The following is a 23,380-nucleotide window of genomic DNA, read 5'->3' as shown; positions in this document are numbered from 1 at the left end:
CAAGAGGAATCCCGCCGACGGCGAGTTCGCGCACCACTTCAGGGCGCCCATAGGCGACTTTCAGCGCAGGTCGGGCGGCAATGCCTCGGCCGAAAGCTGGCTGATCGCCGTATCAAGGTCGATGGTCTCGCTTCCTTGCCGGTCCAGCCGGCGCATCGAGACAGATCGATTCTCGACCTCTTTCATCCCGATTGCAAGGATCACCGGCACTTTTCCGACCGAATGTTCGCGCACCTTGTAGTTGATCTTCTCATTGCGCGTATCTGCTTCCGCGCGCAAGCCCGCTTGTTGCAGCGCTGCGACGACCTTGTGGACATAATCATCGGCGTCCGAGACGATCGAGGCGACGACGACCTGGCGCGGCGCCAGCCACAGCGGCAACTTGCCTGCAAAGTTCTCGATCAGGATGCCGATGAAGCGCTCGAAGCTGCCCAGGGTCGCGCGGTGCAGCATGACCGGGCGGTGCTTGGCGCCATCTTCGCCGATATAGCTGGCGTCCAGCCGTTCCGGCAGGACGAAGTCGACTTGATGCGTGCCGCATTGCCAGTCGCGCCCGATCGCATCCGTCAGCACGAATTCCAGCTTGGGTCCGTAGAAGGCGCCTTCACCGGGATTCACCTCGGGCTCGATCCCGGCGGCGCGCGTGGCCGACATCAGCGCCGATTCCGCTTTGTCCCAAACTTCGTCGCTGCCGGCGCGTTCTTCGGGCCGCGTCGCGAATTTCACGCGAAAGCTTTCGAATCCCAGATCGCGATAGACGGCCGACAGGAACTCGATGAAGCGCTTCGTCTCGGCCTCGATCTGGTCCTCGGTGCAGAAAATATGCGCATCGTCCTGCGTGAAACCGCGCACCCGCATGATCCCGTGCAGGGCGCCCGACGGTTCGTAGCGGTTGCACGACCCGAATTCGGCCATGCGCAGCGGCAGGTCGCGGTAGGATTTCAGGCCGACATTGAAGATCTGCACGTGGCAGGGGCAATTCATCGGCTTCAGCGCGTTGATCGTCTTCTGCTTGGCGTGTTCCTCGTCCACCTCGACGATGAACATGTGGTGCTGGTAATTCTCCCAGTGGCCGGATTCTTCCCACAATTTGCGGTTCACGACCTGGGGCGTGTTGACCTCGACATAACCGCCCGCGCGCTGGCGGCGGCGCATGTAATCCTGCAGCGTCGTGTAGATCGCCCAGCCGTTCGGATGCCAGAACACCTGGCCCGGCGCCTCTTCCTGCATGTGGAACAGGTCCATCTCGCGGCCCAGCTTGCGGTGGTCGCGCTTGGCGGCCTCTTCCAGCATCGTCAGATGAGCCTTCAGGTCGTCGCGGTTGCGGAAGGCGACGCCGTAGATGCGCTGCAGCATCGGGCGGCTGGCATCGCCCAGCCAGTAGGCGCCCGCGACATGGGTCAGCTTGAAGGCGTCGGCCGGCAATTGCCCGGTCGATTGCAGATGCGGGCCGCGGCAGAGGTCCTGCCAGTCGCCGTGCCAGTACATACGCAGCGGCTCGTCACCCGGAATCCGGTCGATCAACTCGACCTTGAACGGCTCGCCGCGCTGTTCGTAATAGGCAACGGCGCGGTCGCGATCCCAGACTTCGGTGCGCACGTCGTCGCGGGCCGCGATGATGCGCTTCATCTCGGCCTCGATCGAGCCGAGATCCTCGGGCGTGAACGGTTCGGTGCGGTCGAAATCGTAGAACCAGCCCTGATCGCGGACCGGGCCGATCGTGACCTTCGTGTCGGGCCACAGCGCCTGCACGGCCCGCGCCATCACATGGGCGAAATCGTGGCGGATCAATTCCAGCGCGGGGCCGTCGTCCTTCATCGTGTTGATGGCGATCGCGCCGCCCGTCTCGATCGGCCAGGCGAGGTCAATGTGCCGCCCGTCAAGGCTGGCCGAGATCGCACGCTTGGCGAGGCTTGGCGCGATGCTTTCCGCGACCTCCGCCGCCGTCACGCCGGCAGGATAGTCGCGCGCATTGCCATCGGGAAAGGTGAGGGAGATCTGGTCGGCCATATCGGCTCCTCGTCGGTTCGGCGCCCACGGAACGCCCGGTTGCGGGTATGTGACTGGCGACATGCGCAAAGCGGCCGCCCGTGTCAACGGGCGGCCGCCTGTAAGGACCAGAATTTGCGGATCACGTGCGGCGCGTTCTGCGCCGCATCGCAGCCAGTGTCCCGATGCCGCCCAGCAGAAGCAGACCCGCTGCTGGAACCGGGACGGGCGCGATTTCCGCCAGCATGTTGGGCCCGAACGTCCCCAGATGCGAATTCGACGGCTCGCGCGACGGGAAGACCAGCTGTCCGGTATTCGGCAGATCGCGGTTGCGCAGCAGCCTGATGACGTCGCTGGTCAGGCTGACCCGCCCGCCCTCCTGCGCGCCGTAGTTCGAATTGAAGATGCCGTTGCGTTCGCTGAACCAGGCGCCGAGCACGTATTCGGTGCCTTTGCTGATGGACACCGGCGAAAGCAGGTTCGCATAGCGGAACTGGCTGACAAGCGTCCCTTGCGCGCCGGTGATCGTGGCCGAGGCCAGCAGCGTCCCCGACAGCGAAAACAGGCCCAGTTCCGCGCGGCCCGCGAAGCCGTCCAGCCCCGCATCATAGGCGCCAAGCGCCGTGACGTTGAGGTTTTCAAGCGCTTCGAACCGGTAGCCAACGCTGAAATCCTGCGTCTCGACGACGGTCGCCGGCGTGTTGTTCAGGGTGACGGCGGGGCTTGTCGCGGCGCTTGCACCGGTACCGGCAAGGGACATCGCGACACAGAAGGCGGCAGCGGCAAGCGGGCGGATACGGGGGATGACCATGATGACCTCGTTGAAGACATGTGATGCCGTCGCTATGCACGGAAGGTGCGACGCTCTCGTGACATCCAGGAAGAAAGCTCATCATGGCAGACCGGTTGATGACGCCGCAAGGGCGCGACCTCGCCTACAACAAGAGTAACGGCACGGGGCCGGGGATCGTGTTTCTGGGCGGGTTCAAGTCCGACATGGACGGGACGAAGGCCCTGCATCTGGAGACCTGGGCCAAGGCCCAAGGCCGCGCCTTTTTGCGGTTCGACTATTCCGGCCATGGCCAGAGTTCGGGCGCGTTCGAAGACGGTTGCATCGGCGATTGGCTCGCCGACGCGGCCGCTGCTGTTGAAGGTCTGACCGAGGGGCCGCAGGTTCTGGTGGGCTCATCCATGGGCGGGTGGATCGCGCTGCTGCTGGCGCGCGCGATTCCCGAACGCGTCGCGGGTCTGGTCACCATCGCGGCGGCGCCGGACTTTACCGAAAACGGCTTCTGGGAGGGCTTCAGCGACGCCGATCGCGCGACCATTCTGAATAGGGGGCGGATCGAACTGCCCAGCGATTATGGCGATGAGCCGTATGTCATCACCCGTCGGCTGATCGAGGATGGGCGCGAGCATCTGGTGCTGAACCATCCCCTGCCTCTGCCGTTTCCGGTCCGGTTCCTGCAGGGGGCTGCGGATGCGGACGTGCCGGTCGATTGGGCGATGCGACTGCTGGAGCATGCCGAAGGCGACGATCTGCGCCTGATATTGGTCAAGGGCGCCGATCATCGGTTTTCGACCCCGGAATGTCTTGGCTTGATCGAGGCCAGCATTGAGGATGTCCTGCACCGCGCGCGGCGATGAAACGCATGCTGGCGGTCCTTGGCGCAATCGTCATCGGTGTCGCTCTGGTCTGGTTCTTCGGCCCGCGTGAGCCTGCCGTGCTGGGGCCAGTGGCCGTCGATGTTCCCGGGGTCGAGGCGCTGGATGACTGGGCCGCATCGACGGAGACGGACGTTCGCCCGGGCGCGGAACGCCGGATCGTCTGGGCCGAAACGGTGGGGCAGCCCACCGATATCGCGCTTGTCTATCTGCACGGCTTTTCGGCCAGCGCACAGGAAATCGCACCCGTGCCGCAGGATGTGGCCCGGACACTTGGCGCGAACCTTTACCTTGCGCGGCTGACCGGGCAGGGGCAGGACGGCGCTGCGATGGCGACTGCAAGCGTCGCCGACTGGTGGCGCGATACCGCCGAAGCGATAGCAGTTGCGCGGAAGCTGGGGCGACAGGTGGTGCTGATCGGCACGTCCACAGGTGCGACGCTCGCGGCCGAGGCAGCGCGTGATCCTGATCAGAAAGAGCAGATCGCCGGGGTGGTGATGATTTCACCAAACTTTAGGGTCCGAAACCCTGCCGCCGGAATGCTGACCTGGCCCTTCGCGCGACTTTGGGTGCCGTTGCTCGCCGGGCGCGAGCGCTGCTTTCAGGTGCTGAACGACGCGCATGGAGCGGCCTGGACCAGCTGCTATCCGACCGTATCGGCGCTGCCCATGGCAGCACTGGTCGCGCACGCGTCGCAAGGCGACTACGCCGAAGCGGACCAGCCTGTGCTGACGATCTGGTCGGATCGCGACCAGGTCGTCGATCCGAACGCAGCATTGCAGAAGTTGGAGGGTTGGGGGGGAGCTGTGACCCTGCATGCGGTCTATCCCGGTCCCGAGGACGACCCCTTTGCTCATGTCGTTGCCGGGGACATCCTGTCGCCGAGTTTGAACGAAGAGGTTACGCGCGCGATCGTCGATTGGGTGACGACCGCGCTGCGTTGAGCCGCTTAGAAGCTCAGCGTGTAGTGTTCGCCCATGTCGGGCTTTGATCCGGTGACCTTGGATTTGGCGATCTCGTAGAGGAACGAGACCTTGCCACCCGTCGCCCAGACCTCGGCATCGGTCAGATCCATGCGAACCAGTTGGACATCGGGGTCCTGCTTGCCATCCTCGAACCAGCTCGAGGCGACCGCATTCCACAATTCGTCCAGCTTCGCGCGATCGTCGGACAGGGCCAGCCGTCCCGAGACGCGGGCGTAAAGCCCCTCGCCGCCGTCGCTGACCAGATGGATGCCTTCCTGCGCACCGCCTTGCAGGGCGTCGACCAGATCGGTGCCCTTTGCGGTGATGAACCACAATGCGCGCTCGTCACGCTCTGCATAGTGCGACATCGGGATGAAGCGGGCGTCGGATTTCAACCCGAGCATGCCCGCGTTGATGTCGTCGAGACGGTCCCAGAACTTTTCGTCATGATCGGCCATGATGATCCTTTCGCGGCCGCGACCTTCGCGGCGTCGATCATCAACGGTGGCGCGCGCGCGACGGTTCCCCGCCGCCGGGCGCTCGTCGATCAGATGGCGATCTTCCGGCTGTCGGCCAGCGGATCCGAGATGCCGCAATCCGAACTCGGCGTCTCTTCGGTCTTTGCGCGGCGGCGTTTCCGCCCGACCTCGGGCTGCAGGCTGCTGTTCTCGTCGATGAAGTCGAGGACCAGCGGTCGGATGTTCAGACGCCAGCTTTTTCCGGCGAAGATGCCGTAATGGCCCGCGCCGGGTTCCAGGTGCTGGGTCTTCTTTTCGGCCGGGACGCCCGAACACATGTCCAGCGCCGCGACGCACTGGCCGGGTGCTGAAATGTCGTCGTCAGCCCCCTCGACGGTCATGATCGCGACGTCGCGGATGCTGCTGATATCGACGGGCTTGCCCTGCACGGTAAAGCGATTCTGCGCGATTTCGAGGTTCTTGAAGATCCGTTCGACGGTCGAGAGATAGAATTCGGCGGTCATGTCCATCACCGCCAGATATTCGTCGTAGAAGCGATTGTGGCGGTCGCCCTCGCTGCCCTCGCCACGGGCATCGGCGAAAATCTTGTCCACGAACGCCTTGGTATGTGTCTCGACATTCATGGCGATGAAGCTCGAAAGCTGCGCCAGCCCTGGATAGACCATCCGTCCCGCACCGCGATACTTGAAGCCGACCGACTGGATGGCGAGATGTTCCAACTGTCCCATCGTCAGGCGGTTGCCGAAATCGGTCACCTCGGTCGCGGCGGCATCCGGATCGACCGGTCCGCCGATCAGCGTCAGCGTCCGGGGCTGGGCAGCAGGCTCCTCTGCGGCCAGCATCGCCACGGCGGCCAGCGACAGCGGCGCGGGCTGGCAGACCGCGATGACATTCGTATCGGGTCCAAGATGGCGCATGAAATCCACGAGGTAGAGCGTGTAATCCTCGATGTCGAACTTGCCCTCGCTCACGGGGATATCGCGGGCATTGTGCCAGTCGGTGACGTAGACGTCGCAATCCGGCAGAAGAGAAGTGACCGTCGAGCGCAGCAGCGTCGCGTAATGGCCCGACATCGGCGCGACCAGCAACACCTTGCGTGGCTTGGGGTCCCGCCGCGCGACGCGGAAATGGACCAGATCGCCGAAGGGGCGCCGCAGTTCTTTCTCGACATAGACGATGTGATCCTGCCCCGCCTCGCCGGAAATCGGGGGAATTTCCCAGTCGGGCTTGATCACCATCCGCGAAAAACTGCGCTCGGTCACCTCGCCCCAAGCGCCCAAGACCCTCAGCATCGGGTTCGGTGTCAGTGCGAACGCCGGGTAGGACGCGAAGGCCCGTGCCGTGGCCCCTAGCCATTCGTTGGTGTTCCGGATCGTTTCCATCGTGTCGTAGGACGCGATACCGCTGAAGCCTCTGTATGCCATCTTTTCCAGCCTTCTTGCTGCGTCGCGGCAGAATGGGTGGGGATGTCGACAGCCGCATTTCGCGTCGGGAGTCGGCTTTACCCAAAGGGGGCCGTGCGCGTAGTATTCACAAGGCGTAAGGGGGAAGACGCATCATGGCAAGCACGACAAGGGTCTCACGTCGCAACGTCGGGCGCGCAGACAAGGCCGCGAAGCCGGGTGAAGCTGCCGAAAAACCGCAGGTTAAGTCCGATAATTCGACCGCCAAGGCAGAAAAACCGCCGCGCCGCAGTGCAGAAAAAGGCGACAAGGCGACGGGAGCCTCACAGTCCAGCAAAGCCGTAAAGCAGCCATCGAAAAGATCGCCCTCGTCCGCCAAAGGCAAGGATGGCGCGGGACCGAAAAGCCGCAGCAAGACTGCGACGACGCGTGCCGGATCGTCGCGCAAGGCTGTGGCCGAGATGTCGGCCAGTCCGACCCGCGGGACACGCGCTTCCACCAAGGCAAAAGCCGTGGCGCCATCGAGGGCACGTCTCTCCACAGGTGCGGACGAGGGCAGGGCGCCGGACCAGATCGCGTCGGATGCCTCGACGCGAGCAAGTGAGGCGCGGACGGCACATGCTGCGGGCGCACCGAACCCACCGACTGCGACACATCAGGAGAAACCGGGCGATGACGGGCCGGATGCGGGCGCCAAGGCAAGCGCGGGGCTGATCGCCAATCTGGAACGGATCGAGTCGCTGAGCCAGCGGCTGATCGCGGGGCTTGCGCAGCGTCCGACACCCAATCCGGGCGTCGATGGACCGGGCCCCGAACTCTACGCCTCTGCCGCATCGGCCTGGATGAAGATGCTGACCGAACAGCCGGCGCGGGTGATCGAGCAGCAGGTGAACTTCTGGGGCGAGACGCTGAAGCATTACGCCAAGGCACAGGACGCGCTGGTCAAGGGCCGCATGACCGCGCCCGAGGACGATCCCGACGAAGCCGAGGCGCGCCCTGACAAGCGGTTTTCCAATCCGCTCTGGAACACGCATCCGTTCTTCAACTACGTGAAGAAACAATACCGCATCAACGCGAAGGCCATGCAATCAGCCGCCGCCGATCTCGAGATGCCGGACCGGATTGCGCGGAAACGGCTCGATTGGCTGACCGGGCAGATCATCGACATGATGGCGCCGACGAACTTTCTCGCTACCAATCCAGACGCGCTGGAAAAGGCGGTCCAGACCGAGGGTGAGAGCCTTGTCCGAGGGCTGGAAAATCTGGTTCGCGATGTGGAGCAGAACCGGGGCGATCTGGTCGTATCGCTGGCCGATCGCGACGCCTTCACCGTGGGCGGGAACATCGGCACCACCGAAGGGAAAGTGGTCCACCGAGGTCCGCTTTACGAACTGATCCAGTACGCGCCGCGCACCGAACAGGTCCATGCGCTGCCGCTGGTGATCTTTCCGCCCTGGATCAACAAGTTCTACATCCTCGACCTGAAGCCGCAAAACAGCCTGATCCGCTGGCTTGTCGATCAGGGTCATACGGTCTTCGTTGTGTCGTGGAAGAACCCCGATCCGTCCTTCGCCGAGACGGGGATGGAAGACTACGTCGCGGCCTACCTGGACGCGTCCGAGCGGGTGATGGAGCGAACCGGCCAGAAGAAGCTCAACATCACCGGATACTGCATCGCCGGTACCACGCTGGCCGCGACACTGGGCGTGCTGAAGCAGCGCGGCGACGATCGGGTCAACAGTGCGACCTTCCTCACCACGCTGACCGACTTTTCCGATCTGGGCGAGTTTCTCACCTTCCTGCAGCCCGATTTTGTCGAGGGCATCCGCGAGGAAGTCTCGCGGCGCGGGATCTTTCCGGCGCAGCTGATGTCGCGCACGATGAGCTTTCTGCGCGCGAACGATCTGGTCTGGGGCCCTGCGATCCGCAGCTACATGATGGGCGAGACGCCACCCGCCTTCGACCTGCTCTACTGGAACGGCGACAGCACCAACCTGCCGGGCCGAATGACACTGGACTATATCGACGGGCTTTGCGTGCAGAACCGACTTCCGAAGCACGGCTTCACGGTGCTTGGTCATACGGTGACGCTGGCGGACGTGACGGTCCCGCTCTGCTCGGTCGCCTGCGAAACGGACCATATCGCGCCCTGGAAGGATTGCTGGAAGGGCGTCGCGCAGATGGGGGCGGACGACAAGACCTTCGTGCTGTCTGAATCAGGGCACATCGCCGGGATCGTGAACCCGCCAAGCAAGAAGAAGTACGGCCATTATGCGGGCGACGGTGGGTTTAGCGCGGATCACGCAGTCTGGAAGGATGCCGCCACGTTCCGAGAGGGCAGCTGGTGGCCGCTTTGGGGCGAATGGCTGGCCGCGCGCTCGGGCGACATGGTCCCGGCGCGGCAGCCGGAAGATGACCTGGGGGACGCACCCGGCGAATACGTGCATGAGCGCGCAACCTGATTAATTCTTCGAAAACAATTATCTAGGCTGAAAATTCGCTGGCTCGGCGGATTTTTGCTGCGGTGCAGCAGCAAAACCCTTGCAATGCTGCACCGCAGCATCCATATTCCTGTCATCGAAACAATGAATTCCGCTGGCCGCCGAATGTGACGCGGCCCAAGCATCGAAAGGAGCAATGACATGGCCAAGACCCCCGACTACACCAAGAACTTCCAGGACATGATGTCGAACTTCCCGATCGACACCAGCTCGATGCAGGACGCGTTCCGTTCGCAGACCGCGCTGGGCGAGCGTATGACCCGCGCCGCGCTGTCGGCCGCCGAGCGTTCGACCGAGATCTCCGCCCAGTGGGCCAAGGACTCGATCGCGCGCGTCGGCGAACTGGCTTCGACCAAGGAAGACCCGTCCGACTACGCCAAGGCGATGAGCGATTTCGCCTCTGCTTCGGCCGAGATGACCGCCGAGCACATGGCCGCTTTCGCCGAAGTCGCGAAGAAGCTGCAAATGGACACCGTCGATCTGATGCTGTCGGCCGGCAAGGACATGGCGTCGGACGCGCAGAAGGTGGCTGAAAAAGCGACCCGCGACACGCAATCCGCCGTCCGCAAGACGACTGCTGCCGCCAAGGAATGATCTGACCCTTTGAGGCCAGAGAACAGAAAAAGGGACGGGAGACCGTCCCTTTTTTCTTGCCTGAACCAGACCGGCGCCTGTCGATCCGTTCATGTTCTGCGAATTTTCTTTGCGTTTCGCCCAAGCGGGCGCCATCATGCTGCAAGTGCAACAGATGCCGGGGCGCAATCCATGAATGACAGCCAGAGCCCGCTTCTGATCAAGCGATATGCCAGCCGGCGGCTCTACAATACCGAGACCAGCGACTACGTCACGCTCGAGGATATCGCGGCCTTCATCCGCGCCGGACGCGAGGTGAAGATTGTCGACCTGAAATCCGGTGACGACCTGACCCGTCAGTACCTGCTGCAGATCGTCGCCGAGCATGAAAGCCGCGGCGAAAGCGTGCTTCCCATCGACGTGCTGACCGACCTGGTGCGCAGCTATACGACGCAGGCGCAATCCGTCGTGCCGCAATTCCTCGCCGCGAGTTTCGAAATGCTGCGTGAGGGTCAGTCGAAGGTGATGGAGAACATGGCGGCGATGAAGACGCCCATGACCGCCATGCCCGGTTTTGAGGCCTTGCAGCGTCAGCAGCAGATGTTCCTTCGCACGATGATGGGCGGATGGCGCAGCGGTAGCTCCGGCCCCGAACCGGATGAGATGGATGAGGCGACCTCTCCATCGGGAGAAAGCGGCAACGCGGATCGCAGCCGGGCCACGCCAAGCAGGCCGGCCGCGCGCACCCAGCCTGCGTCCGACGCCGTGCCGACAGGCGACGGCGATGACATGGCGGAAATCCGTCGCCAGCTGACCGAATTGCAGCAGCGCGTCTCCAAGCTCTGACTTGCACGCCCGGTCACGCCGCGCTACACGCGCGGCCACGGACGGTTGGCCGAGTGGTCGAAGGCGCACGCCTGGAAAGTGTGTAGGCGGGGAACCGTCTCGAGGGTTCGAATCCCTCACCGTCCGCCATTCTTCCTTCCTATCGGTTTAAAATTTAATGTATTTCCTAACGCCAAGCTTTCTGCGGTAGCAGTTGGGTAGCATTCGGCTCAACGAGGCAGATTGGTCCTGCCTTGCTCGACTATATAGGGTCGAGAACCTGACCGTAGTAGGGGGCCCTAAGCAATCCCGATCGTGGACGACTCAACCGCGATTGCGGTCGATCGACAGATGCAGTCGGAGAGAAGGCAGTGGCACAAATGTTCCGCCCTCTTGTCGAGCCCACAGCTACGCACGTTCTCCATAGCGCGCGCCGGGTCACTCGGGTGGCGCCGCACCTGGAACTTGACGGTGTTCAGCCAAGATCCGACGAGAAGGCGTGATCGGCATATTCCACCTTGGCAAGCTGCTTGATGAAACCGGTCACTTCGCCGCGAACCCAGCGGATAGAACCAGGCCCAAGACGGCGCGGCTGCGGGAAACTCGGATCAGAACGCAGCCAGCGGTCGACAGACGCCTCGCTCGCAGAGAGGATCTTGCAGAGTTCATTCTTGTTGATGAGGCGCAGGTCGTCGCCCGCGAAGCGCGTGTCTTTCGTCATTCCATCCTCTTTCGCCCTACCGAATGTGGGTCAAATATCGTTTGACTCAATCGCCCTCCGGACGCAGAGAAAGAGATGTCGAGACTCTCACTTGTGCGGCTGCCGAAGTGGCGGCTGCGCCGGAGTTTTCCTGCACAGCACAGACATTATAGCGATCAGGGCTTAAAGGCTGAAACGCGAATTGCCATTACGTCCTGATGTTCCTGTGGATATCGATTCCTAAGCCAGCGTCTGCTGATCCTAAACTCCGCCTTTGGCAATGGTCGGAGCCATTGCAACTAAGTTTCTAAAATGAAACGTGCTTCGGAACGACGTGATGTTCGCCTGATCAGTGTTGGCTACGCAGAGACACTGTAGGTGCCGACATGGCTCATAATTGCGCTATTGCGGTTACCCCGATAACGCCGTTTCTCTTTCGGATAGTGATCGTCCATGAGTGAACTGCAAGCCGCTGCGTCCTCGCAATGCTGGGCTAACTTGACCTAAGGACACATCTGCAAAAAAGAGGTAGACCTTCCAGTTTCCGGATTACCGACGGTTGCCGACATGGTTGAAGCGTCGTTCTCAACGCGTGCTATACACCCTCTTGACACAATCGCGACCCGGGCGCCTGACCGCGCGAAAGGTGCCTCGCGGGCTGAGAAGCAAAGTCAAGGCAGCGTGATGTCGGCCCATCATCTGTTTGTCAGCCGAGGGATAGCGCGCCGCGAAGTCGTTACCTTCATAGGAACCAGGACGCGCGCTGCCGACTGGTGTCTGCAATTGGCTCTCCCGGCCCCACGAGGCCTCAAAATTGTCAAGAGCGTTACACCTGTAACGCTTCTGTAACGCTCGATGTAACACCCTAAGTGTATGTAAGTATTGTATATATTTATATCTGTTACACTGTTACAGATAAATACAGAATTATATATATACACGTACACACACATACCCGCACATAGATACATTCACCCCGCGTAACAGGCGTAACACCGTTACAGCGTTGTTTTGAAACGATTTCGGTGTAACAGCTCGTCAGCTCATGCCGTAACGGTCGCTCTTTTCGCTCGTTTTCAGCGATATCCACAGTTTCAAGCTGTGCATCGCTTTGAGCTTTCGCTCCGAACGATTAGGCTTGCTCTGCCGACGACGAGAGCGGGATTGAGAGATGACGTGCAGCAGCCTTTATCGCAGAGCCAGGAGTAACCCGCGCCCTAAGCCCAAGCGGGTTGCGGGCCGGCGGATGCGCAGCCGTCCCGATTTATCCGTCGAGACGGTCATTGCTCCGCAGCTTGCGTTCGGCGCTTCGGCTAGCTTCGCGGGTGATAACGAGAGAGTGGCGACTATGGTCTTGGCTCACCCCGGCAAGCCGCTCCGCCAACTCCACCTCGCCGATCACACCGCGCGCCTCCAGATCACGCGCCAGGCGCTCGAGCAGCGCGCGGTGCTCGCGCAGGATCGCGGTCGCTTCGTCGAGGGCGTGGTCGAGTTTGCGCTGCAATCGGGCGCGGACATGCGCGGGCAGATCGAGGATCATCCGGCGCTCGGGCATGTCATCGACCGAGAGATGGCCATGATCGCCGAGGCCGAAGGCGAGTTCACCGGCGATGAGAAGCTGCGTCGCCTTCGCCAGGTCACTGCGTGGCTCGCCTCCCGCGCCTCCAGAGATATCGCCGAGGACGAGGCGCTCCGCGGCGCGGCCGGAAAGATGACCGATGCAGTGGCGGTGGATTTCCGCTTCGGTCAGGTCCGTGCGATGCCAGCGCGCCAGCGTCTCCGCGCCCTCGCGACCGATGCGCAGAGCCTTCACCACCGCAAGATCGAGCGCGGTCATCACCACGGCGTGGCCGGCTTCATGGATCGCGGCACGGCGCCGCATCGCTTGCGGCATATCGGTGACATCAGGAGCCAGCGCCCGACGCAAATCCGCTTCGGTCAGCAGACGCGCTTCGCGTCGCGCGCTGGCCCGCGCGTTGCGGACGGCCGCCGCGCAATCGGCACCGGTGCGGCCAAGCGCCAATTCGGCAAGCATGGCCAGGTCAGCATCGGGCAGATCAGTGGCAAGGTGCTGGCGCAGGATCGTGGCCAGTGCCGCGACGTCCGGCAGTGGAATGTAGACCAGGTCATCGAAGCGTCCCGCCCGACGGATCGCCGGATCAATCCGGTCAGGATTGTTGCAGGCGCCGATGACGACGACGCCCTCGCGGCCTTCGACTCCATCGAGCTCTTCGAGGAGGCCGGCGATGACTTTCTCTTCGTAAGCCTGGTTGCTCGAGCTTCTTCTCGACGTGCGGCTGCCGAAAGCGTCGATCTCGTCGATGAAGAGGATGGCGGGCGCCTGTGCGACAGCGCGCTCGAAACTCTCGCGCATCGCGCGCAGCATGTCGCCGAGGTGCCCGTTCGCTTGCCACGCGCCGTAGCTGCCGGCCTCGAGATGGATCCCCGGCTCGCGAGCCATCGCGCGGGCGAGCTCGGTCTTGCCGCAGCCGGGCTGGCCGGCGATCAGCAGGCCGCGATGGACGTCGCGCCAAGGCAACTCGTTCGCCTGCCACGCTCGCAGATCCGTGACGATGCCGGTTGCGATACGCTGTGCCTCACCGAGGCCAGCGAGATCGGCGAGGCGAATGCCGCAATCCCCGGTCGAAACGCTGGAGGACGGTTTGCCGGGGATCTTTCCTTCAGCTGCTGGCCCTGCCGCGGCCAGAGGCTCGCGCAGGTGTGCCGCGGCCGCCTCGGCGCTGTCGCAGCGCAGGGCCAGCATCAGCTGCAGCATCGGCAGCTGTGCAAGTTCCATATCGGAGGGCAGCAGCTCGCGCACCGCAGCTGCGTCCGTTCCTGGGTATGCGCCCGCGAGCAACGCGGCGACGATCTCGCGGTCGAAGCCGCGCATCGTCAGAACCGTGGCCGGCGCGGCGCCAATGATCTCTTCAGGCGCGATCGCGGGTGGCAGCAGCAGGATCACCGGCGCGGCGTAAGCCAAAGCCGCCGCGAGATCTTTCGCCAGCAAGTCGAGAAGCTTGCTCTCGCCGCGGACGTGATGCGCGCCGTTGACGAGGATGACAGCACCGGGACGGTATCGGCCCATCGGGTCGTCGCAAAGAGTCAGCCCTGCGGGCAGCGCCGCCTTCAGCAGCATGGTGATCTCGTGCGTGAACGCTGCATCGACATTGCCGAGCACGATCAGCGCGTTCTTCGTCAGCGCCGCCTCGAGCGTCGCGCGACTGCCAAGTGTCGCGGCGAGCGCGAGGATCAGAAGGTTCTGGCGATGGGTCAGAGACGCCGGCGCTTGAGGCGCCTTGCCACGATCGCGCGATGACGTGCTTGTCTCGTCGCTGGCGCGACGATCGAGAGTCTCGCCGAGTTCATAGAAGCCCGCTGCAGATGTGTCGGTCGGCTTGGCGAGCAGGCTCTGGCGAATCTCCGCCGCGAAGGCGCGCCAGTTGGACGTGGATGCTGGAGTCTCGGTCATGGCGACCTCCGGAAGGTTAGTGAAGGGAAAGGGAGCGAGCCTGGCCGGCTCCTCGCACTCAACTCCGTCTCACAGTGAGGGCGAGGACGAGGGCGAGACGGCCAAGGCCGAACCAGGGCGAGAGCCGGGATCGGGCGTCCCAACCCCGGCTCCCGGAGGCTCAGCGCCGCATCTTGTTACGTTGCCGGAAGCGTCCGCGACGCTGCTTGCGCGTCTTGCGCTTGCTGCGCGAACCGGGCCCGGTCTCCTTGTCCGCCTCCATCGCAGCTGCCGCACTCTTCGCAGCCTTCGCCCGCCGTGCGACCACGCCCTTGACCCGGATCTCGAGCGCATCGAGCAGGCTCATGATCTCCGCCTCGATGACCGAGTCGTAGAGCTCGCTCACGCAGTTCACCTGGCCCGCGAAGACGGTGCGATCGAGAACGGCGTCGGGGTAAAGCCGGCGCAATGTCAGGTGCAGATCCTTTTCCATCCGGATCGCGTCGCGACCCGTCGGGATCTCGATGGTGCGCAGCAGCATCGCATATTGATCCCGTTCGGTCGTTAGCTGGAACTGCAGCCGAGAACGCGGATCGCGCGAGAAGCCGACCTTGATCGCATCCGTCCCGTCGGCCAGGACAAAGCGCATCGCGTAGATGTAGCTTGGGTCCCGCGTCCAGCCATCGCTGCAGCCGCCGCACGCGAAGCGGCCGGTGCGCATGTTCGCGATGGCGACACGCTGCACATGGCCACAATCGTGGCGGTAGAGACGGTAGTTCAGGTTACCGTCAGGATCACTGCCGATCAGCGCCCAATCGCGTGCGGCTGCTTCCCGCTTGAGCCGTTCCTCAAGGCACACGGCGCAGCGGATTGCGGTCTGCTCCTGCCGAACCCGTTGCAGCAGCTCTGTCTGGCGCTCCGTCTCATGACCGCAGGCGAGCCGGATGCGGAGATATTGCGAGCGATCTCCGCGGCCGAGATAGGTGACATCGGCTGCGCGGCATAGCTCGCGGCGAGCTACCTCGAGACAATGCGGGCAGATCGGCACACAGGTGCGAAGCACGAAGATCTTCGTGACCATCTCCAAGCCGCAGATCTCGTGCCGCAGCACAAGGTGGTTTTTGTCACGGACACGAGCCGTGATCTCGTAGCCTTTCTCGTCAGCAAAGCCGTGCCACAGATCCGGGATGTCGCGATCGAAGATCGGATAAGAATGGCCACAGACGGTGAGGGTGGGACGCAGGGTGAAGTTGGGCATGGGAAGCCCTCCTGTGATCAGGTGAGAGGAAGACAGCATCCAGCGACCGCGCAGGCGCGTGACGCCTGCGGCGAAGGCAGGCTGGAGGACAGGCCGGACCCGGTCAGAAACCGGGCTAGTTCAGCCGATGCTGTCAGGGGGGAAGTTGGAGGTCAGGCCGCCAGGAGCTCGGCGTCGCGTTCAGTCTCGGCTTCGAGACTGACGCCATCTTGCAGGTAGAGAGGGAGGCCAGCCATCTGCGAGATGCGCCGGTCGGCCGCGGCCAGCAGATGCGCGACATGCAACGCTGCGGTGCCCTCGCCGGGGACGGCCAGATAGGTGGCGAACTCCGGCTTGCAATCTGCATAGCGCCGGAACGCCGACGCGGTGCCTTCACGGACGAGCGTCGCGAGGATCAGCGTCATCCGGCGAAGTGGGACATCCTCGGCGCAAGTCGGGGTGAGAGCGGTGATCGCCGCCAGTTCCGCGTAAAGCGCGTCCTGCGCGTCGTCGGCGGCGTCGAGCTTGTCCTGGTATGCGGCGTCAACCGCATCGACCTTCGCGAGGTCGCGCTCAGCCGTGACGTGTTCTTCGAGGACGGTGAGAAGGGCCGCGAACGCAGTCGCGAGAGGGGAAAGGGGAGGCGCTTCAATTGCAGCAGGGGGAGTGGTATTGAACTTGGTAGCCATGGGAGCTCCTTCGACGAGTTTCGATGGTAGGTCCTCGGCAAGAGCCCAATCTCTGCCTAGGACCGCCTAAATATGACGTTGTAAATTCGAAAAATCAATAATGATATCGTGAGATGGTAAAAAAAACTTTGGTTGGGCGCCCACGGGTCGATACCGAGCCTGTCACTCTGCGCCTACCTCGCGAAATTATCGAGATGATTGACGACAGGCGGCGGCTCGAAAAGGACCTTCCGACGCGACCGGAGATGATCCGTCGCGCCCTTGTGCAATGGTTCGAGAACACCACTCCCAGCGGTAATCATTAAGTGTCTGGTGACGAACCTGCGCGTCGATCCCTGGCCCAGCAATGATGACACGATACTGACGGTTCGCGTCGGGTGAGTGTGAACCGTCGCCACACCGACGAATTGGAGCACTTTAGCGTCCAGCGTGACACGGAGGTCCGGATCCGACGGCTTTGGAGGACACGGCTGCAGTCGAGGCCGACGGATTTGTTTGGCGTGTCTGTTTACCCTGGCCTCGTCAGGATCATTGAGGGCTGGGAGCAAGACACCGCTCCCAGCGAGTTCGTGTCGTAACGGTCACTTAGCTGGCCCTACTAAGTCCTCGCCGTCGCCTCAGAAGCTCTTTGTTAGGAACAGCTTCAGGTTGCGACCCGGTGCTGGGCCAGTGAGATAGGTCGCAGGCACATAGTCGCGGTCGGTCAGGTTATCGATACCCATATTGACCTCGACACCCCGCAGCGGACCATTCTCCGGCGACCAGATGGCGTAGATGTCGTAGACACCGTAACCGCCCCTGTGGTCCCCGCTAGGCTTGTCGCGGCCATCTGCAATGATCCCTCGGCCGCCGATCCGCCATTCGGGGCTCGCGTTCCAGTCGGCAGACAGGATCACCCGATCATTCGGAAGCGTATCCAGAACCGTGCCGTCCTGATCCTCGCCATCGACGACGGAGATTGCGCCCCCGAACTGCCAAGCTCCCGTCAGGTAGCTTGCTTCCAATTCGCCACCGCGAAGGTAGGCGCGCTCGACGTTGACATAGGCCGGAGTCGGGGCAGGGGCGTTGGTGCGCACGATCAGATCGTCGATATGGTTGCGAAAGAGGGTCAACTTCAGCGCGGCCTCGTCGCCCGGCCGCACGAGGTCCTGTGCGCGATAGCTGACGCCGATCTCGACATTCTTGCCCTGTTCGTCCTTCAAGTCGGGTGAGGCTGCGCCGCCCGCGAACCCGTCATAAAGCTCGTCAACCGTCGGCATCCGGTTCACGAATGCCAGCGATCCGAAGGCCGACCAATTGTCTGTCAGCCGGTAGAGGACCGAGATCTGGGGCTCGATTGCCTCCGAGTCGACCCGGTCAGAGGTGATGGCAACACTGTCCTTCGGCTCTGTGCGCTGTCGTTCATAGCGCAGGCCGCTGTTGACCGTGAAACGGCCCCATTCCAGTTCCGACCAAGCGAAGGCCGCTGCTGAGCGCGTCAGCCCCTCCGGGTGAGACGAGGATGGGGTGGTGCTGGACCGATCCTGCCGGAACGTCTCGACCCCCGCCGTCAGGTAGTGGCTGTAGCCTGACCCGGACAGATCGGCCACGTTCTGCGCCTTGAGCCGCCACAACGCATAGTCGCGTCGCCCGAGAAGGCTGTCCATGATCGGTTCCGCCGGAACGCTGCCCTGCTGCACATCCTTGATCGTGTTCGTATAGGACAGCGTCACTGTCGCGTCGATGTAGCGGTTGTTCTGCGGATCCCAGCCCCATTCCAGGCGCGCGACCTGATCGCGGGTCAGGATGTCGCCAAGACCCCAGCCGGTAAAGCCCGGAAACAATCCGATCTGTGCGCCCTCGAGTTGGTTGAAGTCCTGATCGTCACCCTCGGCTTCCAAATGCTGATAGGACAGCTCGACATGGTGGTCACCGAAGGTCTTGCGCGCCTTCAGAAGCAGGTTCGCCGTGTCGGCATTGGCCCTGATGATGGTGTCGCCGTCGCTGTCGGTCGTGTCGCCCAGTGTGCGGTAAGCGAAGGCGGCCAGCGCCTCGAAATCCTCGCGGGGCCGCCAGCCCCACGCGACGCTGGACAGCGCCCCATCGGGATTCGACGCATAGCCCAGCTTAACCCGCCCGCCGCTGGTCTGACCCGGCGCGATCAGATCACCCGGATCGATCGTTTCCATCGCGATCACCCCGCCCAACGCACCCGAGCCGTAAAGCGTTGATGCACCCGGTCCACGCAGAACTTCGACGCGCTTGAGAAAGTCGGGTTCGACGAAGAGAGACCCTTGGCGATACGACTCGTAGTATTTCTTTTCACCATCGATCAGCTGGACAATCCCGGCTTCGGACGCTGCGGTGCCGGATGAGCCGAAGCCGCGGATATTGAACCCTTGGCCGAAGAAGCTACTGGAACCGACGCCTGAGACCCCGGGGATCGTCGCCAGCACGTCACCGATGGTGCCTGGCCGGATCTGTTCCAACTCTTCAGAGTCTACAACGCTTGTCGATTGCGGGACCTGCGACGCGACCTTGTCGACGCCCGCCCGAAGGATCAGCGGGTCGAGAATGTAGGGGTCAGCGCCCTCCTGCGCGAAGCTTGGCAAAGCGGTCGCGGTCGTGCCGAGCAACAGAACAAAAACGTTAATTCGCAAAGACATCGCCGGATACTCCGTTCAGCATGAATGGGAAAACATGCTGGCCCGATGCTGGCATCTTGCGTTCGATTAACAGCCTGATTAAAACTGTCAAGTATTGTTGCCCCACTTTCGGGCTTCCTGACCAGAGGTTTTGCATGAACGCCCTGACGCCCTCCCGCCTTCGCGAGCTGAAGCGCGACGCCACCGTTCGTCCCTTCGATCTGGCCCAACAGCTTTCCATCCCAGAGGCCGCTCTGGTCGAGGCAGATCTGAGTCTGGGAGCCGTCCGGCTTGACTCGACCATCGGGCGGCTGATCCCGGCCGTTCAGCGATTGGGCGAGGTCATGGCGTTGACGCGCAACCGGTCCTGCGTGATCGAGAAGCTGGGAACCTACAATGAGTTCCATGACGGCGATCATGCGGCGATGACCGTGGACGCCGAGATCGACCTTCGCATGTTTCCCCGCCAATGGGTCCACGCTTATGCGGTAGAGGCAAAGGACGACAGCGGCACCAGACGCTCGATCCAGGTCTTCGACGCGGCGGGCGATGCGATCCACAAGGTCCATCTTCGGACTGAGTCCGATTTGGCGATGTGGGACGCGCTGCTGACCGATCTCGCACTGCCGGATCAAAAGACGATGTCAGATTTTGCCGAGCGTCCGGCGCCGGAAGGTGCACGGATGGCCGACGACAAGGTCGGGATCCTGCGCGCGGAATGGTCGCGGATGACCGACACGCACCAGTTCAACACGCTCGTGCGCCGCCTGAAGATGAACCGTCTCGGCGCCTACCGAGCGGTGGGCGAGCCGTTCGTGAAGCCGCTTGTGACCGATGCGGTCCCCGCGATGCTGGAAGCCGTGCGCGACCGTGACCAGCAGGTCATGCTGTTCGTCGGAAACGCCGGGTGCATCGAGATCCATTCCGGGCCGATCCGCGAATTGAAACCGATGGGTCCTTGGCTGAACGTGATGGACGACCGCTTCAACCTTCATCTGCGCGCCGACCATGTGGCCGAGGTCTGGCTGGTCGACAAGCCGACCAAGCGGGGCGCGGCCATCTCGGTCGAGGCGTTCGACGCGGAAGGCGCGTTGATCTTCCAGTGCTTCGGCATGCGCCCCGAAAAGGGCGGCGATGCCGAAGGCTGGGCGCGGCTGGTCGAAGACCTGCCGACGCCGGTGGCGCCATGACGATCCGCCTGACCGTCGCCGCGCTGCTTGCTCTCGCAACGCCGGCAGCGGCCGACCCGCATCCCGAAGCGCAGCGCATCCTGTCGATCGGCGGTTCGGTCACGGAGATTGTCTATGCCCTGGGACAGCAGGATCGGCTGATCGCGCGGGACACGACGTCCAGCTTTCCGGCCGAGGCGCAGTCGCTTCCCGATGTCGGCTACATGCGCGCCCTGTCTCCCGAAGGGGTTCTGTCGGTCAGACCGGATCTGATCCTGTCGGAAGACGGGGCCGGACCGCCCGAGACGATCGCCGTTCTGCGGCAGGCCGACATTCCGTTCGAGACGATCCCGGCCGGGACCAACGCCGACGGTCTGGCGGCAAAGATCGAAGCCGTCGCCAATGCGTTGGGTGTCCCCGATGCAGCCAAGGCGCCGGTCGCGGATCTGCGCGCCGATCTGGCGGCCCTGGACGCATCGGCCCTCGACGGGGATCGCAAGCGGGTCCTGTTCATCCTGTCGCTGCAGGGCGGGCGAGTGATGGCCTCCGGCACGGGGACCGCAGCCGATGCGATGATCCGGCTGGCCAAAGCCGACAACGCCATTGCAGCCTTCGAGGGTTACAAGCCGCTGACCGACGAGGCGATCACCGCTGCCGCGCCCGATGTCATCGTGATGATGGACCGTGGCGAAGCGACCGGCAGCCATGACGCCGCCTATGCGGACCTGCTGGCGATGCCCGCAATCTCGACGACGCCTGCGGCAAAGGCGGGGGCGGTCATCCGCATGGACGGGCTTTACCTGCTGGGCTTCGGTCCCCGCACGGGCCAAGCGGCGCGCGACCTGCACCGGGCCATCTATGGATCAGGCCATGGTGGCGCTTGAGGCCGATGCCGGACGGCTCGACGGAGACCGCGCGCATCTGGGTCGCAACATCGCCATCCTGCTGTCCGTTCTGCTTTTAAGCGTCGCGATCCTGTCTCTTGGTCATGGCGCGTCGGGCGTCTCGGCGTGGACGGTCCTGATTGACTGGATGACCGGGCAAACGGTCGATGTGACGGATCGTGTCGTCCTGTTCGACATCCGCTTGCCGAGACTGGCGACGGGGATCCTGGTCGGCGCGTCCCTAGCTGTCTCGGGCGCGATCATGCAGGGATTGTTCCGCAACCCGCTGGCCGATCCGGGCCTGCTGGGCGTCAGCGCCGGCGCGGGACTGGGGGCGATCGCAGCTCTCGTTATGGGCGGCCTGCTGCCCCCGGCCGTCGCTGCCGCGGCGGGCTGGCATCTGGTGTCCCTGTCAGCCTTTTTTGGCGGCTGGATCGCTATGCTGACGCTTTACGCGATCTCGACGCGGCAAGGACGCACCTCGATCGCGACCATGCTGCTGGCTGGGATCGCGCTGGCCGCGATGGTCGGCGCGGTATCAGGCCTGATCGTCTACCGGGCTACCGATGACCAGCTTCGCGACCTGACCTTCTGGGGCCTCGGCTCGCTTGCAGGGGCCAGTTGGACAAAGCTGGCTGCCGCCGCGCCGCTGATGCTGGTTGCGCTTGCGGCCAGCCCGCTGATCGCGCGGGGACTGGACGGTCTGGCCCTGGGCGAGGCGATGGCCGCGCATGTGGGAATCCGCGTGCAGCGCGTGAAGGCCGCAGCGATCCTGACCGCAGCTGGCGCGACCGGAGCCGCCGTGGCGATTTCCGGTGGGATCGGCTTCGTCGGCATCGTCGTTCCGCATCTGCTGAGGCTGGTCGCCGGTCCCCGGCATCGCTGGCTGCTGATCAACTCCGCTTTGCTGGGCGCAACCGTGCTGGTCGGGGCCGACATGATCAGCCGCACGATCATAGCGCCTGCCGAACTGCCCATCGGGATCATCACCGCCATGATCGGCGGGCCGTTCTTCCTGTGGGTGCTGCTGTCGAACCGAAGGACACTGGACGCATGAGCCTTGTCGCGCGCGGTCTTGATGTCGACCTGGGCAAGCGTCGCGTTCTTCGCGGCATCGACCTGACCGCGCCGGCGGGTCAGCTGACGGCCATCATCGGACCCAACGGCTCGGGCAAAACCACGTTGCTGCGCTGCCTGACCGGCGAGATCGCCGCGACGTCCGGGACGGTTTTCCTCAACGGACGGGACACCGCCCTGATGCGCCCCGAGGACCTTGCCTCGGTTCGCGCGGTGCTGCCGCAGCAGACGACGCTGAGCTTTCCCTTCACCGTCGCCGAGGTCGTGTCGATCGCGCTAACGGCGAGTCCGACCCCGATGGCGGATCGGGCCGGTCTCGTCCGCAGCGCCCTGTCACAGGCGGGCCTGCCGGGCTATTCCGGTCGCCTGTATCAGCAGCTTTCCGGGGGCGAGCAGCAGCGCGTGCAACTTGCCCGAGCGCTGGCGCAGGTCTGGACCCCGACGGGTCGCGACGGGCCGCGCTGGCTGTTTCTGGACGAACCCGTCAGCAGCCTCGACATCGCGCACCAGATGCATGTCATGGAAACCGTTCAGGCCTATGCCCGCGACGGCGGCGGCGTTATCGCCGTCATGCACGACCTAAACCTGACAGCGATGTTTGCCGACCACGTCATGCTGATGTGCGCTGGCAGGATCGTGGCGAGCGGCACGCCCCAGGACGTCATGACCGACCGTAATCTCTCAGATGTCTATAATATCAAGATCGTGAGGAACTGCGTGCCGGCTGACGGCATCTGGGTTCTCCCACAGGCGAGCTGATCCGTAGCTTGCGGTCCAGCTAGCGTCGTATGTGGCATCGGTTCCCTTTGTTCGACCTGTCAATCAGGTTTCTGCGCAGGCTCGACCGCAATAGCTGATGACCTTCGGTGGGTCGCTTGTGGTGGTGCTCAGCCGTCTTTGGCAGCAGCGTGAGTGGCCTCGGTGGAAATCTTACCGGATGACAACCTCAGCCCTATGAAGATGAGCACCGTTCGATCAGAACGCTTCCTCGCTGCCTATCTCGCACGACATGGGGTCAAGGTCATCGTCGACCGACTTCCAAGCGAGGGAGAGCGGATCGAGAAGGTTCTTGCCCGGCACGCCACCGATCTTGATGCGGACATGATCGTCATGGGCGCGTGGGGCCATTCGCGCTTGCGGGAGCGCATC

20 protein-coding genes and 1 tRNA gene are annotated in these 23,380 nt (G+C 63.4%); 11 read left to right on the top strand and 10 right to left on the bottom strand.

Annotation, left to right across the window (positions count from 1 at the left end):
- Positions 1 to 60 precede the first annotated feature (60 nt).
- Both thrS and MLD63_RS15400 read right to left on the bottom strand, forming a co-directional pair.
- The gene (gene thrS / locus MLD63_RS15405) at positions 61 to 2,010 is read right to left on the bottom strand and encodes a threonine--tRNA ligase (protein ID WP_255330806.1); all 1,950 of its coding nucleotides are present in this window, start codon (positions 2,008 to 2,010) and stop codon (positions 61 to 63) included.
- Between the two features lie 121 nt (positions 2,011 to 2,131).
- On the bottom strand, positions 2,132 to 2,800 hold the full coding sequence (locus MLD63_RS15400) for a DUF4082 domain-containing protein (RefSeq protein WP_255330805.1): 669 nt from the start codon (positions 2,798 to 2,800) through the stop codon (positions 2,132 to 2,134).
- 83 nt (positions 2,801 to 2,883) lie between these two features.
- Between MLD63_RS15400 and MLD63_RS15395 the strand changes: the two genes are divergently transcribed.
- Entirely contained in the window at positions 2,884 to 3,636 is a 753-nt protein-coding gene (locus MLD63_RS15395; protein WP_255330804.1) for an alpha/beta fold hydrolase, read from the top strand.
- Positions 3,633 to 4,598: an alpha/beta hydrolase gene (locus tag MLD63_RS15390; RefSeq protein ID WP_255330803.1), complete on the top strand. Its 966-nt coding sequence runs from the start codon at positions 3,633 to 3,635 to the stop codon at positions 4,596 to 4,598. The genes MLD63_RS15395 and MLD63_RS15390 overlap by 4 nt, the downstream gene beginning before the upstream one ends.
- 5 nt (positions 4,599 to 4,603) lie before the next feature.
- On the opposite strand, the gene MLD63_RS15385 is transcribed toward MLD63_RS15390, so the two are convergent.
- The 3 genes from MLD63_RS15385 to MLD63_RS15375 all read right to left on the bottom strand — a co-directional run bounded on the left by MLD63_RS15385 (position 4,604) and on the right by MLD63_RS15375 (position 6,949).
- Positions 4,604 to 5,077, bottom strand: coding sequence for a pyridoxamine 5'-phosphate oxidase family protein (locus MLD63_RS15385; protein ID WP_255330802.1), 474 nt, complete (start codon positions 5,075 to 5,077; stop codon positions 4,604 to 4,606).
- 89 nt (positions 5,078 to 5,166) lie between these two features.
- Complete coding sequence (gene phaZ / locus MLD63_RS15380) at positions 5,167 to 6,522, bottom strand: polyhydroxyalkanoate depolymerase (protein ID WP_255330801.1); 1,356 nt, start codon at positions 6,520 to 6,522, stop codon at positions 5,167 to 5,169.
- A 106-nt stretch (positions 6,523 to 6,628) separates the two neighbouring features.
- Positions 6,629 to 6,949 (bottom strand): hypothetical protein, encoded by a 321-nt coding sequence (locus tag MLD63_RS15375; protein WP_255330800.1) that lies wholly within the window; start codon positions 6,947 to 6,949, stop codon positions 6,629 to 6,631.
- A gap of 262 nt (positions 6,950 to 7,211) precedes the next feature.
- Between MLD63_RS15375 and MLD63_RS15370 the strand changes: the two genes are divergently transcribed.
- The 4 genes from MLD63_RS15370 to MLD63_RS15355 all read left to right on the top strand — a co-directional run bounded on the left by MLD63_RS15370 (position 7,212) and on the right by MLD63_RS15355 (position 10,550).
- Positions 7,212 to 8,963, top strand: coding sequence for a PHA/PHB synthase family protein (locus MLD63_RS15370; protein WP_255330944.1), 1,752 nt, complete (start codon positions 7,212 to 7,214; stop codon positions 8,961 to 8,963).
- Positions 8,964 to 9,143: 180 nt separating this feature from the next.
- Positions 9,144 to 9,596 carry a phasin family protein gene (locus MLD63_RS15365; RefSeq protein ID WP_255330799.1) on the top strand — a complete coding sequence of 151 codons (453 nt, stop codon included), beginning with the start codon at positions 9,144 to 9,146 and terminating at the stop codon, positions 9,594 to 9,596.
- 171 nt (positions 9,597 to 9,767) lie between these two features.
- Complete coding sequence (phaR, locus tag MLD63_RS15360; protein WP_255330798.1) at positions 9,768 to 10,421, top strand: polyhydroxyalkanoate synthesis repressor PhaR; 654 nt, start codon at positions 9,768 to 9,770, stop codon at positions 10,419 to 10,421.
- A gap of 39 nt (positions 10,422 to 10,460) precedes the next feature.
- Positions 10,461 to 10,550 (top strand) — tRNA-Ser (locus MLD63_RS15355).
- 325 nt (positions 10,551 to 10,875) lie between these two features.
- Here MLD63_RS15355 and MLD63_RS15350 read toward each other — a convergent pair.
- The 5 genes from MLD63_RS15350 to MLD63_RS15330 form a co-directional block, all read right to left on the bottom strand.
- Entirely contained in the window at positions 10,876 to 11,121 is a 246-nt protein-coding gene (locus tag MLD63_RS15350; RefSeq protein ID WP_255330797.1) for a helix-turn-helix transcriptional regulator, read from the bottom strand.
- Between the two features lie 1,243 nt (positions 11,122 to 12,364).
- Positions 12,365 to 14,572 carry an AAA family ATPase gene (locus MLD63_RS15345; protein WP_255330796.1) on the bottom strand — a complete coding sequence of 736 codons (2,208 nt, stop codon included), beginning with the start codon at positions 14,570 to 14,572 and terminating at the stop codon, positions 12,365 to 12,367.
- A 160-nt stretch (positions 14,573 to 14,732) separates the two neighbouring features.
- Complete coding sequence (locus tag MLD63_RS15340) at positions 14,733 to 15,809, bottom strand: GIY-YIG nuclease family protein (protein WP_255330795.1); 1,077 nt, start codon at positions 15,807 to 15,809, stop codon at positions 14,733 to 14,735.
- 152 nt (positions 15,810 to 15,961) lie between these two features.
- The gene (locus tag MLD63_RS15335; RefSeq protein ID WP_255330794.1) at positions 15,962 to 16,477 is read right to left on the bottom strand and encodes a hypothetical protein; all 516 of its coding nucleotides are present in this window, start codon (positions 16,475 to 16,477) and stop codon (positions 15,962 to 15,964) included.
- A gap of 617 nt (positions 16,478 to 17,094) precedes the next feature.
- On the bottom strand, positions 17,095 to 19,122 hold the full coding sequence (locus MLD63_RS15330; protein WP_255330793.1) for a TonB-dependent receptor domain-containing protein: 2,028 nt from the start codon (positions 19,120 to 19,122) through the stop codon (positions 17,095 to 17,097).
- Positions 19,123 to 19,256: 134 nt separating this feature from the next.
- On the opposite strand from MLD63_RS15330, the gene MLD63_RS15325 reads away from it, so the two are divergent.
- The 5 genes from MLD63_RS15325 to MLD63_RS15305 all read left to right on the top strand — a co-directional run.
- On the top strand, positions 19,257 to 20,291 hold the full coding sequence (locus tag MLD63_RS15325) for a hemin-degrading factor (protein ID WP_255330792.1): 1,035 nt from the start codon (positions 19,257 to 19,259) through the stop codon (positions 20,289 to 20,291).
- Positions 20,288 to 21,154, top strand: a complete 867-nt coding sequence (locus MLD63_RS15320) for a heme/hemin ABC transporter substrate-binding protein (RefSeq protein ID WP_255330791.1) — start codon at positions 20,288 to 20,290, stop codon at positions 21,152 to 21,154. Before MLD63_RS15325 ends, MLD63_RS15320 begins: the two co-directional genes overlap by 4 nt.
- Complete coding sequence (locus tag MLD63_RS15315; protein ID WP_255330943.1) at positions 21,141 to 22,211, top strand: FecCD family ABC transporter permease; 1,071 nt, start codon at positions 21,141 to 21,143, stop codon at positions 22,209 to 22,211. The genes MLD63_RS15320 and MLD63_RS15315 overlap by 14 nt, the downstream gene beginning before the upstream one ends.
- On the top strand, positions 22,208 to 22,990 hold the full coding sequence (locus MLD63_RS15310; protein ID WP_255330790.1) for a heme ABC transporter ATP-binding protein: 783 nt from the start codon (positions 22,208 to 22,210) through the stop codon (positions 22,988 to 22,990). Before MLD63_RS15315 ends, MLD63_RS15310 begins: the two co-directional genes overlap by 4 nt.
- Before the next feature lie 195 nt (positions 22,991 to 23,185).
- Positions 23,186 to 23,380, top strand: a 195-nt coding sequence (locus MLD63_RS15305) for a universal stress protein (protein WP_255330789.1), incomplete at its 3' end; no start/stop codon positions are given.

It is taken from the genome of Paracoccus albicereus (assembly GCF_024359525.1).
Lineage (GTDB): Bacteria > Pseudomonadota > Alphaproteobacteria > Rhodobacterales > Rhodobacteraceae > Paracoccus > Paracoccus albicereus.
Note: the sequence above shows the minus strand (reverse complement) of the source record. Positions and strands in the feature narration are given on the sequence as shown.

What these genes read in the sequence shown, in the direction of transcription:
- thrS (WP_255330806.1), bottom strand. Translation starts at nt 2,010, where the DNA reads ATGGCCGACCAGATCTCCCTCACCTTTCCCGATGGCAATGCGCGCGAC.
- MLD63_RS15400 (WP_255330805.1), bottom strand. Translation starts at nt 2,800, where the DNA reads ATGGTCATCCCCCGTATCCGCCCGCTTGCCGCTGCCGCCTTCTGTGTC.
- MLD63_RS15395 (WP_255330804.1), top strand. Translation starts at nt 2,884, where the DNA reads ATGGCAGACCGGTTGATGACGCCGCAAGGGCGCGACCTCGCCTACAAC.
- MLD63_RS15390 (WP_255330803.1), top strand. Translation starts at nt 3,633, where the DNA reads ATGAAACGCATGCTGGCGGTCCTTGGCGCAATCGTCATCGGTGTCGCT.
- MLD63_RS15385 (WP_255330802.1), bottom strand. Translation starts at nt 5,077, where the DNA reads ATGGCCGATCATGACGAAAAGTTCTGGGACCGTCTCGACGACATCAAC.
- phaZ (WP_255330801.1), bottom strand. Translation starts at nt 6,522, where the DNA reads ATGGCATACAGAGGCTTCAGCGGTATCGCGTCCTACGACACGATGGAA.
- MLD63_RS15365 (WP_255330799.1), top strand. Translation starts at nt 9,144, where the DNA reads ATGGCCAAGACCCCCGACTACACCAAGAACTTCCAGGACATGATGTCG.
- phaR (WP_255330798.1), top strand. Translation starts at nt 9,768, where the DNA reads ATGAATGACAGCCAGAGCCCGCTTCTGATCAAGCGATATGCCAGCCGG.
- MLD63_RS15350 (WP_255330797.1), bottom strand. Translation starts at nt 11,121, where the DNA reads ATGACGAAAGACACGCGCTTCGCGGGCGACGACCTGCGCCTCATCAAC.
- MLD63_RS15345 (WP_255330796.1), bottom strand. Translation starts at nt 14,572, where the DNA reads ATGACCGAGACTCCAGCATCCACGTCCAACTGGCGCGCCTTCGCGGCG.
- MLD63_RS15340 (WP_255330795.1), bottom strand. Translation starts at nt 15,809, where the DNA reads ATGCCCAACTTCACCCTGCGTCCCACCCTCACCGTCTGTGGCCATTCT.
- MLD63_RS15335 (WP_255330794.1), bottom strand. Translation starts at nt 16,477, where the DNA reads ATGGCTACCAAGTTCAATACCACTCCCCCTGCTGCAATTGAAGCGCCT.
- MLD63_RS15330 (WP_255330793.1), bottom strand. Translation starts at nt 19,122, where the DNA reads ATGTCTTTGCGAATTAACGTTTTTGTTCTGTTGCTCGGCACGACCGCG.
- MLD63_RS15325 (WP_255330792.1), top strand. Translation starts at nt 19,257, where the DNA reads ATGAACGCCCTGACGCCCTCCCGCCTTCGCGAGCTGAAGCGCGACGCC.
- MLD63_RS15320 (WP_255330791.1), top strand. Translation starts at nt 20,288, where the DNA reads ATGACGATCCGCCTGACCGTCGCCGCGCTGCTTGCTCTCGCAACGCCG.
- MLD63_RS15315 (WP_255330943.1), top strand. Translation starts at nt 21,141, where the DNA reads ATGGTGGCGCTTGAGGCCGATGCCGGACGGCTCGACGGAGACCGCGCG.
- MLD63_RS15310 (WP_255330790.1), top strand. Translation starts at nt 22,208, where the DNA reads ATGAGCCTTGTCGCGCGCGGTCTTGATGTCGACCTGGGCAAGCGTCGC.